Genomic DNA, 12483 nt, shown 5'->3' on the forward strand with positions numbered 1-12483 from the left:
CGAGGCGGCATAGGATATCAACCGTGTTCCAGGTTCCAGGACGCCGGGCCGACTCGCTTCGGATCGGGCGCTACACCAACTTTCTCGACACTACCACGATAGCGACCGAACCGCAACGTGGGCAGCGCCGGATTTCGTAGCCAGCTCCCGCCGCGTCGTCGAACATGGCGGCGCGGATGACGTCGCGCACCGACTCGATTGCGCGGCGGCGCTCGGACTTGCTGAGCCGGGATAGGCCCATCTTCAGGCTGATGACAAGATCGTCGGCGTCCATGGTTCCTCCTTCAACGTTAATGAAGGATAGCCCGTCGCGGTGACATCGGATTTATGTCACTCCTGGTCTAACAGAGCCAAAAATTTTGCCGTTCCTATCCGGCGTTTGCGCATTGCGCCGGATAGGTCGGGCGGTCATTCGGGCAGGTATATTTCGCAATAGCCAGCAATGAACGCTTGCATTGCGCAAGACGTTACATTATCTTCTGAAACATATGGCGCACCTTGTCCAGGCGGCTGTTTGGACGGCGGGGCTGGATGACCGGCTGACCGACAGCGGCCTGATATCCTTTCAGCTCTGTAAGGCATACGCTCCGCCCGTTGGTGTAAAAGGCCAGATCAGTACGGTATGCCTGTATACAGCGGGCGGGAATCTCGCCAGTAATGACAACTTCATCCTTTTTTACCTGGGCCGTTTCGATGGTGGCACAGTATTTCGGTGCATCATGATAAGCCCTGGAAAGGTATTCCTGGGGCGCATAGAGGATGAAGGAGAGATAAGGTTCCAGCAGCTGCGTCCCCGATTCCTTCAATGCCTGTTCCAATACAATCGGGGCCAATGAGCGGAAGTCCGCCGGCGTGCTGACCGGACTGTAATAAAGCCCGTATTCAAAGCAAATCTTACAGTCCGTTACGTTCCAGCCGAACAAGCCCTGCTCCAGCCCGTAACGGATACCATCCCTGACAGCGTTTTGAAAACTCTGGTTCAAGTATCCCAGCGAAACCCGGCTCTCGTATTGTACACCGGAGCCAAGCGGGAGTGGTGTAACAGACAGTCCGATGGATGCCCAAAACGGGTTGGGCGGCACCTCGATATGGATGGTGTGGCTGGCTGCTTTGAGCGGCCGCTCCATATAAATGACGGTGGGTTCCTTTACCACTGTTTCAAGCTTGTATTTTTCCGACAGCAAAGCGGAAACAACCTCCAACTGCACCCGGCCCAAAAAAGAAAGAATGATCTCATGGGTGATGGAATCCACCTCGCAGCGCAAAAGCGGGTCAGTATCCGCAAGTTGCGTAAGAGCGTCCAGCAGCCGTTCTCTTTGCGCTGCCGTTTTCGGCGCAATCGACGTCCGCAGCATGGGGAGGGGGTCCTCACGCCACCTTTTACGAGGGAGCCGGGTTGGGTCCCCTAATACATCGTTTAACCTCACGCTGTCGCTGGGAAGGATAACAATTTCACCCGGATAAGCGGTGTCTGTCCGAACAATTTCCCCTTTGGATGGAATACGCATCTCTGTGATTTTCAGCTTTTCTCTCCCGGCCAGGGCCACCGTATCCCGCAGGCGCAGCGTTCCGCTGTATAGCCGCAAATAGATGAGCCGCTGGCCACAATCTGTATACTCCACCTTGAAAACGCTGCCGCATAGGGCGTCGCTCCCCTGTTCCCCAATCGGTTGGAACAGCCCTGTCACCGCATCCATCAACGGTTGAATGCCAAGGCCCTTTTTGGCGCTGCCATGATAGACCGGGAACAGGGAGGCGTCTTGAACCCGCCGCTGTTCCTCCTGCGCAAGTTCTTCCCGGCTGATTGGTTCTCCTGCGATATACTTTTCCAATAATTCATCGTTATTTTCGATGACCGCATCCCATGCTTCTATGTCGGTATTTTCCTCCAGGACTATTTCCGGGGACAGCGACACCGTCTGCTTGATGATAATATCGGCGGAGAGCTTATCCCGAACAGACTGATACACGCCCTGCAAATCAACGCCAGCCTGGTCGATCTTATTGATAAAGATAACGGTGGGAATGTCCATTTTCCGCAGGGCATGGAACAGAATACGGGTCTGGGCCTGCACACCATCTTTAGCGGAGATCACCAAGATGGCCCCATCTAAAACAGCCAAAGAGCGGTACACCTCCGCCAAAAAATCCATGTGGCCGGGCGTATCCACAATGTTGACTTTACATCTGTGCCACTGGAAGGAAGTGACTGCCGCTTGAATGGTAATCCCACGCTGCCGCTCCAAAAGCATGGTGTCCGTCCTCGTTGTCCCTTTTTCGACGCTCCCCGGTTCTGAAATGGCTCCGCTGGCATATAGCAGGCTCTCCGTCAAGGTTGTCTTTCCAGCGTCTACATGGGCAAGAATCCCGATATTGATAATGTTCATGTCTATCCTCCATACAAGGCCCAAATGGGCGCAAAAATCCCCAGCGGCTAATACTTTTACCGCTGGGGATCATGACTTCGGACAAACAGAAGTATGACGGCTTACATGAGCCGCTGTCCGTCACGATATTTACTAAAAAGGCAAAAGTATTCTTAAATTGGGTACAAAAACTAAGCCCCTGCAAGGGGCAATCATTTTTGCGCCCATTATCAAATTTTATTTAAGAATACCTTGCCGCATATTTTTTACTCCTTTTCTGGATTAAATCATTGTATCACATCAGTTTTAGGAAAGCAAGTACCTAAAAGAAATTTTTCTTCCCCTTATATGTAACAATCATACCGGCTTCCTAGCGTTCAGAATGGTTTCTGCTGTCTGCTGTGGTGTTTGGTTGGAATTGTCCAGCCAAAAGCCGATCCGTGGTGTTGTCTGCATAAATGTATCGTATAAGGTTTCAACCGTAAAGCCGGAATAGCCTGTTTTCTCCCTGTATCGTTCCCTTCCTTTTATTATTTCCACATCTGGACAAAGAACGACAACCTCAACAGGGTATTTATGCGGCACAAAAAATATGTACATGTAACTAATTCAACACATTTATAATTTGAATAAGGACATTATAGCATTTACTAAATACAAATTCAATGTATACGGAAATAAAGATATAAGGAGTGGGAAGGATTCCGCCGTAGTCGGCATTGTAGGAAAATCCAAAAGTTTAGATTTTCCCACAATGCTTATCTTTTGGTCTTTGGTTCGGAATAGTGTAGTGCTGGCGGTCTATCTCTTGTTTTCGGTTGCTTGCTTCCTTACCGTACATGAGCATTGATCCAGGGATTATCGAACTCGGGCTTAGGCATCGCTTGGGCCTCGGGCGCAGTCTCGTTGCCGATGAGCTCGGACTCGTAAATGAAGGTGTCGTCGCCGAGCGCGTCGTAGGCGGCGACCGGGTTGCCATCGGCATCGCGGTACGGTGTGCCCTTAAACACGGCGCCGTCATAGGCCACAAGCTGGCGGCCGGTCTCATTCTCGAAGTAGTACACGAAGATACCTTTGAGGGCCGCACAAAGCGGGATGGCAATAATCATGCCGATGGGGCCCATGAGTGCCGAGCCAATAACGAGCGCCGTGAGGCTCATGATGGGATGCACCTGCACCGAGCTCTGCATAACCTTAGGCGAAATCACGTTATCGGTGACGTTTTGCGCGACCATCGTCACAATAAGCGTCCATAACGCCAACATGGGGCTGAACATGAAACCAAGCACTGTGGCGATTGCTGCGCTCACCCAAGGACCGACGACCGGAACCAAATGCATGATGCCGGTAAAGATAGCCATGAGCGCCGCATACGGATGGCCGATGATCATAAAACCGATAAAGGCGAGGAAACCACCACAGATGGACGTCACGACCATACCGCGCATGTAGCCGCCGACAGAGCGAGAAAGGATGGCGACCATAAAGCGGTACGAGGTCTCCTTCTCCTGACCGATGATGGTGCAAATCTCGTGATGCATGCGAGGGTAGTCGCAGGCCATCCAGTAGGCAAGCACCAGACCAAGGAAGATCACGAACAACTGCGAGGCCGTATTGGTGATGAGCGGGAACACACCGCGGCCAAGCTCGGCAGCAATCTGAGACACATACTTCGATGCCACGGCAACCAGCGACGAAAGATTATCGTCCAAATACTCCTTGAGCGGCGTGTTGTTGAGCGTCTTGGCATGCGAGATCATCTCGTTGAGATCGCCACCTGCAACACGAAGCTGCTCGGGCAGGCGGCTCAGGACTTCCATGATCTGACCAAAGAGAATCGGCGACAAGATGCAAACGACGCCGACGAGCACGGCAACAACAACAATAAGCGCGATAAGCGAACCGATGCCGCGATTCACGCCATGGTGCTCGAGCCAATTGGTGATCGGGGACATCACAAAAGCAATGATGGAGCCGACGGCAAGAAACTCAATAACCGGTGCCAGGATGCCCATAAGGTTAAAGATGACAGCAGCAATAACAATGCAGCCGACAACGGCCCAAATGCGCAGCGTCAGAATGCGGGTGTCGCGCAGCACGCGATCGGTTTGTTGGGGGTGCTCACTCATGAACGAATCATCACTCCGTCGGGGTCGATCTTGTCCTGAATCTTCTTAAGCGTGCGGCGCAGCAGACGCGAAACCTGCACCTGAGAAATACCCAGCTTCTTGGCAATCTCAATCTGGGTCATGCCCTTCACAAAGCGCAGCTCGATGACTTCGCGCTCGCGCGGCGAGAAATCGCGGATGGCCTCTTCAATGACCAGACGGTCATCGGTAAAGTCGAGCTCGTTGTCGTCGTCGGCGTAGCGGTCGAGAATCGAGGGCGCATCGTCGGAATCGGACGCACCAGGAGCCTCGATGGGCACCGAGGTATAGGCCGAAGACGATTCCATAGCCTCCAGGACCTCGTCGACGGTCACGTCCAGGTACTCAGCGATTTCTTCGACCTTGGGCGAGCGCTGCAACTCGTTGGTAAGCTTGTCGGTAGCCTGGTTAACCTTGGCAGAAAGCTCCTGCAGGCGACGAGGCACGCGCACGCTCCAGCCCTTGTCACGGAAGTGACGCTTGATCTCGCCCAAGATGGTGGGCGTGGCAAACGTGGTGAACTCGAGCCCGCGCTCAGGGTCAAAGCGGTCGATCGCCTTGAGCAGGCCCAAATAGCCAACCTGCATCAGGTCGTCGAGCGGCTCGCCGCGATTCTTAAATTTGTTGGCAAGAAACCTTACCAGGTTCATATGGGACATGACGAGCTGCTCGCGGGCTTCCGGATCACCGGTCTCCTTATAACGACGAAATAGCTCGCGGGTTTTCTCCTTGTCCCAAGCGGCCTTGCCGCTCCGGGAACGTTCGGTCATATTAGATATCCGCCTTGAGGTCGAGGGAAAGCGTTAAGGGCGCCGCAGTCTTTTCGTAGGAATCGCACACGCTCGCGAGGATGAGCTCGGCATACACCGCAGCCTGGTCGTTTTCATCAACCGTAGCCTGGTCTCCAAAGGTAATAGTCATGCCAACGTGAGTCTCATCGACATCGAATTTGATGGTGATGTCGTCGCAGTCGACCGCGGTGCACCCAAAGATGAAAGCCTCCTCGGCAGCCATGCGGATGTCCTCGATGCGATCGACAGACATGGAGCACAGGGCACCAACGTTGGCCGCCGTCATGCGCACAAGTCGAGCGAGACGCGGGTCGCCGGCAACGGTCAGCGTGATGGGGCAGGTTGCTTCGCTACTCATCGCAGGACTCCTCAGAGGACTCGGCGGGCGTATAGGTGTAATACTGAGCCGGCTTGCCAACATGCTTATGGCAATCATCGTCGCCCGCGGCGGCCTCGTCCCCGGCTTCGCCAATCAAGACGCGCTCGGTCGGCTGCTCGGCTTCGGCGGCAGAGGAAAGCTTGCGCTCGGCGTCGGCCGCGGGAGCCTTCACCTTGTTAATGAGTTTCTGCACGGCACCTGCCGCGGAATCAGTTACACTCGACACAGCATTGCTGGCCTCGGCCATGCTGCCCGTAACCTCGGAAATGTCGCGAACCACGGCCTCAACTTCTACGAGATTGGAGGTAAGGGCGTCGACGGCGGTCTTGCTCGACTTAAGCAGCGGCTCCATCTGGGCAAGTGCCGGCGTAAGCTCGTCGACAGCACCGTCGAGTTTTGCCACCACCGGCTGCGCCTCGGCGATGGTGTTGTTGAGGTCGTTCACGGTCTTATCGAGCGAATCGACAACGTTGCGGGTCTTGCGCAGGGTAAGCGCGAGCTCAACGATAGCCCACACGCCGGCAACGGCGAGCAGCAGCAAGGCGATTTGAATGGGACTCATACAAGCCTCCCAAAGGAATCGAAATACAGACGCTTTCCATGGTACCCCAAAGGGGACCGAACATGCCAAGAGCAGCAACGTGGGACAAAATTATCAGCAGCTACTTCGGTGCATTCCCGCTACGGTCACGTTCGCTTTGTTCTACGCGCCATTCTTCCCAACCACGGCCGGCAGGCCGCCAAAATGCACCGCGTTCTAAGCCTTCGGGCAAATAGCGCTGGTCGACCCAGCCTTCGGGATAATCGTGCGGATACTTATACACACCGTATTCATCGCTGCCCGGGCGATGGCGATCGCGCAGATAACTCGGCACCTCGCGAAGCCCACTAGAGTGGATATCGGCAAGCGCCGCATCGATCGAAGCCTCACACGCGTTGGATTTAGGCGCCAAGCACACATAGAGTGCAGCCTGAGCCAGGTTAATACGGCACTCGGGATAGCCAATGACCTCGGCAGACTTAAACGCGGCATGCGCCACCAAAAGCGCCTGCGGATCGGCGTTGCCAACGTCCTCAGAAGCCTGAATCATAATACGGCGAGCGATAAACTTGGGATCCTCCCCCGCATCAATCATGCGCGCGAGCCAATAGATCGTAGCATCGGGGTCGCTACCGCGCATAGACTTAATAAACGCACTGATAATGTCGTAGTGCATGTCGCCGTTTTTGTCGTACGAAAAGCCACGACGCGGGTTGGCAATCTTTACGTCATCCACGGTGATGGGATAGCGCTCCCCCGCCGCCGGCGCTGGCGTTCCCTCCGTATCGGGACGCGTGACGGCAATCTCGCTCGCCAGCTCAAGTGTCGTCAGGGCCGAGCGTGCATCACCCGCAGCCAGCGTACAAATGGTCTTGACCGTATCCTCATCGGCCGAGAACTTACCGTTCAGGCCCTGAGGTGCCTCGAGCGCACGCTCGATAAGCATGGCGATATCCTCGTCCTTTAAATGCTCAAGCTCCACGACTCGACCACGTGAGAGCAGCGCCGAGTTGACCTCGAAGTACGGATTCTCCGTCGTAGCGCCAATCATAATGACGGTACGGTTCTCAACTGCATGCAGCAGGGCATCCTGCTGCGACTTAGAGAAGCGGTGAATCTCATCGATGAATAGAATGGTGCGGCGGTCGTACGTATTCAGGCGCGTCTTGGCCTCGTCAATCACGCGGCGCAAGTCCTTTACGGTGCCCGTCACGGCGCTGACCTCGACAAACTCGCTCTTGGTATGGTTGGCGATAATGTGGGCCAGCGTCGTCTTGCCCGTGCCAGCCGGGCCGTACAGAATCACGCTCGACAGCACGTCATGCTCAATCGCGGCGCGCAGCCACGAGCCCTTACCGACGGCCTTTTGCTGGCCCACATACTCGTCGAGCGAATTGGGGCGCATACGCACCGCAAGCGGGGCATTCTGAAAAGAGCGCTCGCGCGTCGAAGCAGAAAAAAGGTCGTCCATAGCCATCCCGTGCATCAATCAAAATCGTTGTTGACCAACAGTATACCGAAAGGATACGAACTACCGTTCGTTAATATAGGTGCGGTGCGGAAACTTTAGACCTGGGAACAATTTGCTCGTCAGCTCGCAGAAATAACCATCCGTCATGCTTGCGATGTAATCGACGACAGTCTGATCCTTGTCGTCCTGCCAAGCATAGATGCGGCCATAATAGGAAAGCTGCTGCTCAATACGCGAAATGTGGTGCTTAAAGATGTAGGAGGACTCGTCACCCTCGTTTATATCCTGCAGGCAACGGTCGTAGAGCTTTTCGAACGCCTCACGCAGCTCCTCCTCGGAATCGCCTTCGATACCGCCCTTGCTATAGATCTTCTCGTAGTTCTCGCGCTTGGCTCGGCGGATCTCCTCAAACAGGTCCTCGCTCATCTCGATACGCGGTTTGCCGTAGCTATGCTCAACGATATCGATGGAAGCGTGCGTGAGAATCCAGCTGTTATAGGCGCCGCCCCGACCATCGTCAAAAGCGTCGGGCGACAGCAGGCCCGCGGCAATGGCGTCCTGACGATCACGACCGACGTAGGCGAGGATATCCGAGATGCGAACGACGCAGCCCTCGAGCGTCATGGGACGCAGGTGCCCAATGGCGCCATAGCCCGTGGCGATGCAGTCCTCGACCGCCTGATCGAACTGGTCAAAGGAGCCCATATCCGACAATTCAAACACGCGCTGCTCGTACTCGCCGTTATGGCATAGCACGCCGTCGAGCGTCTGGAGCGACACGTTGCGACCGTACAGGGCATCGAGTACGCGCACCGACTGCACGTTATGGAAAAAATAACACCCCGTACGCTCGTGATAGATATCGTTGAGGAAGCGCTCGCCGGAATGGCCAAAGGGCGTGTGACCCAAGTCGTGGCCCAGGCCAATCGCCTCGATCAGGTCGCAGTTGAGCCCCAGGGCGCGACCGATATCGCGTGCGATGCGCGAGACAAGCTGTACATGGAGACCACGGCGCGACAGATCATCATTGCTACGGAAGCTAAAGACCTGCGTTTTGCCTGCATAACGCGTGTACGCCGGAAGATGAAGAATCTTTTCAGCATCGCGCATAAATGCCGGACGCATGAGCGTGCCTTTGTCGGCAGCGCGATCAATACGACGAATGACCTGGTCATCGTTGCAACGATACGGGTTGACATAGCCCGAAGCACGATCTGCGGCAATGCGCTCGACAAGTTCGGGCGATAACGCCGAGGGAATACGGTCCATGCGCGCCTTAATGACGGCCGTTTCTTGATTAGTTGCCATGGCATGCTCCTTAAGAAGGATGCGCAATCGGTTACAATGTGCAGCCCACGACCTCGATTATGGCAAATATCGGCACCAAAAACGGGAGCAATGGCAAGGAGCGCGATTTTGCGATGAGGCAGACGGCAGCAAGGGACAGGAGCGCAGCGGCAAAGGCGACAAGGGCGCCCAGAGGATCGAAGGTGCAAAGGGCAAAGAGCGCCTTGGCATCCCCCATGCCAATACCAGGAGCCTGGCGATAACGCCGCCAAAGCGACTCGGTCAGCACAAGGGAAAGGTACACGATGACCGCAAGGCCTGCGTGGTCAAGGGCTGTGTTCAAGCCCCTATCCAGCCAGACGCCTGCAAGCGCTGCCACCGCGCATGCGGCCGCAAGCGCGTTGGGAAACCTTCGCTCGCGAGCATCAATCACCGCGCCGGCAAAGGCGCAGATCCAAAACGGGATATAGACCATCGAATACCTCCCTGGAGCGGCCGGTCAAAAGCAAAACCACCACAAAGGTGCCTGTCCCCCTTGTGGTGGTTTTGGTGGTGGTTATTTAGCGCCCTGCATGACCTCGTCGAGGGTGACGCTTACGGCGTGCTGCGTCGGGACCCAGTCGACCTTGAGGAACAGCGCGGCCACCGTAATGGGGATATAGCTGAACATAAAGATCGGGAAGGTGAACAGGTTGGTCACCAAACGCCACTTTTGTGCGCAGTGAATGTGCTTGTATTCAAAGATGGTCGTGAGCAGCGCCAGGATAAAGAAGGTCTGGTACATCATGGCGAAGGTCATGATGAGCGACGCCGCGCATGCCTGCATCTCGACCTCGGTAGCCAAAAAGCCGTGCGAAAGACCGCCGACGATCAGGAACGTGGCGTTGGCGAGCATCGAGATCAGCGATAGCAGCATGCCGGGCGCAATCGTCATAAACATGTCGTAGGCGGCAAAGCGATGATAGCGGAAGGTTGACTTGACCAGATGTTTACCGTAGGTAAAGAACACCTGGTAGAATCCCTTGGTCCAACGCATACGTTGCTTCCAGGATGCCTTAAACGTCACAGGCTGCTCGTCAAAGAACTCAGCCGGCGCATAGCCAATACGAATACCATGAATAGCGCAGAATGTAGTGAACTGAATATCCTCGGTCAGCGTATGGAACTGCCAGCCATGCATGCCTTCGATAACACTGGCAGAGATGAGGTAGCCCGAACCCGAGACGGCACAGGACGTCTTGCAGATGTTGCGCGCGTTGTTCAGAAAGCGCGCTTCGCGCAGATACCAGGTGGCATTGGCTGCCGAAATCCACGAGCTGCCAAAGTTCTTGGAGTTACGATAGCTCGTGACCACGTGGAAGCCCTGGTCAAAAGCATCGTTCATCTTAGACACGTAATCGCGGGCGATAACGTTATCGGCATCAAAGATAAAGTATCCTTCGAAGGTATCGGGATACTCGTTTAGAATACGGTCGAAACCGAAGTCCATAACCCAACTCTTGCCTTTACGGGCCAGGTCATTGCGCTCGTACACAATGGCGCCCGCCTCGCGCGCGAGCTGCGCTGTGTTGTCGGCGCAAGCATCGGCGACCACAAAGACCTCGATAAGCTCGGACGGATAATCCTGGTCCTTGATGGAGCGAACGAGGTTGGCAATCACGGCCTCCTCGTTATGAGCCGCGATAAAGAAGGCATACCGATGGAGCTTCTTGGCCTTGGGAGGAGCGACCTCGCCACGGAGAGCGCCAATGACAAAGAAGACCACCTGGTACAGAAAGCAGACCGTGAGTAGCGTAACCACAATCTGGTTAAAGATCACGATGGGCGTGTTAGTTTGTAAAAAGGCGAGCATGCAGGCTCCCGAGAACGCGTTACGTAAACAACCGTATATCTTACCGTAGGCTAACCGAGTTCAAGAAACCACCTAATACTGGCTAGGCTTCGAGCAGGCCGAGCTGCGGTACGATTTCGTCGCCGGCAGCAGTGCGACCAAGCGAACGCGGGGCTAAGTCGTCGAGGACGGCGGCGAGATCCCACGGCAGCTCGTCGCGGCACTCAATGCGCTCTCCCGTCACGGGATGAGCGAACGCCACGCGCCAGGAATGGAGGAATTGCCTGGTCAGACCCTGATCGGCACGCGCATCGCACTTACCGTAGAGCGGATCGCCCACGCAGGCGTGGTTGATATGGCGCATGTGCACGCGAATCTGATGCGTGCGACCGGTAAACAGGTGACACTCAACGAGTGTGTAGCCGTCATCAAAGCGCGTGGAATCAAAGCGCTCAAGGACCTTAAAGGTCGTGATGGCCTGGCGCGCAAAAGGATCATCGGAAACCGCCATCTTGACACGGTCACGTGTAGAACGGGCAATGCCGGTGTTAATGGTGCCCTCATCCATGGCGATATGACCGTGAACGAGCGTAATGTAGCGGCGGTCGAGCGTGCGCGTACGGATAAGATTTTGGAGCGCGCGCTGGGTGTCGTCGTCTTTTGCCGCGAGCATAAGGCCCGAGGTGTCACGATCCAGGCGATGCACGATGCCGGGGCGGTCCTCGCCCTGCACGGTGCCCAGATGGTCAATGCCACAGTGATAGACCAAGGCGTTCGCAAGGGTGCCGCTCTCGTGGCCATGGGCGGGATGGCACACCAGACCGCGCTGCTTGGAGAGCACGATGAGGTAGTCGTCCTCGTAGCGGATATCGAGGGGAATGGCCTCGGGAATCACATCGGTGGGATCGTGCGGCTCGGGCAAATCGACCGAAATACGGTCGCCGGAGCGCACGGCATACTTTTTTGACAGGCATGTCTCGCCGTTGACGGCAACGGCACCGCCCTCGATCATATGCGCGCAGGCAGAGCGCGTAGGGCAGCCGTCATTAGCGCCCAGATAGGCGTCAAGACGCTGACCAGCGGCATCGTCGGCAACAAGGATATGGATGTCGGCCATTAGCGCTCGCTCCTTTCGCGAATCTTGCGGGCACGCTCCCCACGCTGCTGGGCCTTGCGCTTAGCGCGGGCCTCGTCACGGGCGTTGAGCTCGGCGGTCGCGTCGACCTCACGGGCCGCAGGACTCAAGAACATGTAGCCGATGAGGGCAAGCATCACACCGACCGTAATGCCGACATCGGCCACATTGAAGACGGGGAAGTCGATGAAGGTGATGGCAATAAAATCGGTCACAAAGCCAAAAGCCAGACGGTCGATCGCATTGCCAATGGCGCCGCCCACGACCATGGCCATGCCCACAACCTCAAAGCGAGCAAGCTGGGGCGCGCGAAGCAAGTACACCGCGATCGCAACGATAACGACAAACGCCAGCACGGCAAACGCGAGGCCATGTCCCTCGCCCATGCTAAAGGCAGCACCGATGTTACGCACAAAAAGGAAGTCGATCACACCGGGGATAACAGTCACATGCAGAGCATCGCCAACGGCACGAACCGCAAGCTTGGTCAGCTGGTCAACAAGCAGCACGGCCAACGCCACGCTACCAGCAACAC

Annotated in this window: 12 protein-coding genes; all 12 read right to left on the minus strand. The window is 55.8% G+C overall.

The window, feature by feature from the left end; translation table 11 throughout:
* Nucleotides 1–70: 70 nt before the first annotated feature.
* Nucleotides 71–274, minus strand: a complete 204-nt coding sequence (locus tag AQ996_RS03450; RefSeq protein ID WP_055251076.1) for a hypothetical protein — start codon at nucleotides 272–274, stop codon at nucleotides 71–73.
* A gap of 193 nt (nucleotides 275–467) precedes the next feature.
* A complete protein-coding gene (tet(W), locus tag AQ996_RS03455) occupies nucleotides 468–2387 on the minus strand; it encodes a tetracycline resistance ribosomal protection protein Tet(W) (RefSeq protein ID WP_055251078.1) in 1920 nt (639 codons plus the stop codon).
* Between the two features lie 809 nt (nucleotides 2388–3196).
* Nucleotides 3197–4495 carry an AI-2E family transporter gene (locus AQ996_RS03460; protein ID WP_253274597.1) on the minus strand — a complete coding sequence of 433 codons (1299 nt, stop codon included), beginning with the start codon at nucleotides 4493–4495 and terminating at the stop codon, nucleotides 3197–3199.
* Entirely contained in the window at nucleotides 4492–5283 is a 792-nt protein-coding gene (locus AQ996_RS03465; protein WP_055251080.1) for an RNA polymerase sigma factor SigF, read from the minus strand. Before AQ996_RS03465 ends, AQ996_RS03460 begins: the two co-directional genes overlap by 4 nt.
* Before the next feature lies 1 nt (nucleotide 5284).
* A complete protein-coding gene (locus tag AQ996_RS03470) occupies nucleotides 5285–5662 on the minus strand; it encodes an ATP-binding protein (protein WP_055251082.1) in 378 nt (125 codons plus the stop codon).
* Nucleotides 5655–6245 carry a hypothetical protein gene (locus tag AQ996_RS03475; RefSeq protein ID WP_055251085.1) on the minus strand — a complete coding sequence of 197 codons (591 nt, stop codon included), beginning with the start codon at nucleotides 6243–6245 and terminating at the stop codon, nucleotides 5655–5657. The genes AQ996_RS03470 and AQ996_RS03475 overlap by 8 nt, the downstream gene beginning before the upstream one ends.
* Before the next feature lie 100 nt (nucleotides 6246–6345).
* On the minus strand, nucleotides 6346–7695 hold the full coding sequence (locus AQ996_RS03480; RefSeq protein WP_082435510.1) for a replication-associated recombination protein A: 1350 nt from the start codon (nucleotides 7693–7695) through the stop codon (nucleotides 6346–6348).
* A 60-nt stretch (nucleotides 7696–7755) separates the two neighbouring features.
* Nucleotides 7756–9003: a deoxyguanosinetriphosphate triphosphohydrolase family protein gene (locus AQ996_RS03485; protein WP_055251086.1), complete on the minus strand. Its 1248-nt coding sequence runs from the start codon at nucleotides 9001–9003 to the stop codon at nucleotides 7756–7758.
* Nucleotides 9004–9034: 31 nt separating this feature from the next.
* Nucleotides 9035–9457, minus strand: a complete 423-nt coding sequence (locus AQ996_RS03490; protein ID WP_055251088.1) for a prepilin peptidase — start codon at nucleotides 9455–9457, stop codon at nucleotides 9035–9037.
* An 81-nt stretch (nucleotides 9458–9538) separates the two neighbouring features.
* Nucleotides 9539–10834: a glycosyltransferase family 2 protein gene (locus tag AQ996_RS03495; protein ID WP_055251090.1), complete on the minus strand. Its 1296-nt coding sequence runs from the start codon at nucleotides 10832–10834 to the stop codon at nucleotides 9539–9541.
* A gap of 82 nt (nucleotides 10835–10916) precedes the next feature.
* Complete coding sequence (locus AQ996_RS03500) at nucleotides 10917–11930, minus strand: RluA family pseudouridine synthase (RefSeq protein WP_055251092.1); 1014 nt, start codon at nucleotides 11928–11930, stop codon at nucleotides 10917–10919.
* Complete coding sequence (gene lspA / locus AQ996_RS03505) at nucleotides 11930–12457, minus strand: signal peptidase II (protein ID WP_253274598.1); 528 nt, start codon at nucleotides 12455–12457, stop codon at nucleotides 11930–11932. The genes AQ996_RS03500 and lspA overlap by 1 nt, the downstream gene beginning before the upstream one ends.
* Nucleotides 12458–12483: the final 26 nt, after the last annotated feature.

It is taken from the genome of Collinsella aerofaciens, from assembly GCF_001404695.1.
Classification (GTDB): domain Bacteria; phylum Actinomycetota; class Coriobacteriia; order Coriobacteriales; family Coriobacteriaceae; genus Collinsella; species Collinsella aerofaciens_E.

What these genes read in the sequence shown, in the direction of transcription:
- AQ996_RS03500 (WP_055251092.1), bottom strand. Translation starts at nt 11,930, where the DNA reads ATGGCCGACATCCATATCCTTGTTGCCGACGATGCCGCTGGTCAGCGT.
- AQ996_RS03490 (WP_055251088.1), bottom strand. Translation starts at nt 9,457, where the DNA reads ATGGTCTATATCCCGTTTTGGATCTGCGCCTTTGCCGGCGCGGTGATT.
- AQ996_RS03480 (WP_082435510.1), bottom strand. Translation starts at nt 7,695, where the DNA reads ATGGACGACCTTTTTTCTGCTTCGACGCGCGAGCGCTCTTTTCAGAAT.
- AQ996_RS03495 (WP_055251090.1), bottom strand. Translation starts at nt 10,834, where the DNA reads ATGCTCGCCTTTTTACAAACTAACACGCCCATCGTGATCTTTAACCAG.
- AQ996_RS03450 (WP_055251076.1), bottom strand. Translation starts at nt 274, where the DNA reads ATGGACGCCGACGATCTTGTCATCAGCCTGAAGATGGGCCTATCCCGG.
- AQ996_RS03475 (WP_055251085.1), bottom strand. Translation starts at nt 6,245, where the DNA reads ATGAGTCCCATTCAAATCGCCTTGCTGCTGCTCGCCGTTGCCGGCGTG.
- AQ996_RS03465 (WP_055251080.1), bottom strand. Translation starts at nt 5,283, where the DNA reads ATGACCGAACGTTCCCGGAGCGGCAAGGCCGCTTGGGACAAGGAGAAA.
- AQ996_RS03470 (WP_055251082.1), bottom strand. Translation starts at nt 5,662, where the DNA reads ATGAGTAGCGAAGCAACCTGCCCCATCACGCTGACCGTTGCCGGCGAC.
- AQ996_RS03485 (WP_055251086.1), bottom strand. Translation starts at nt 9,003, where the DNA reads ATGGCAACTAATCAAGAAACGGCCGTCATTAAGGCGCGCATGGACCGT.
- AQ996_RS03460 (WP_253274597.1), bottom strand. Translation starts at nt 4,495, where the DNA reads ATGAGTGAGCACCCCCAACAAACCGATCGCGTGCTGCGCGACACCCGC.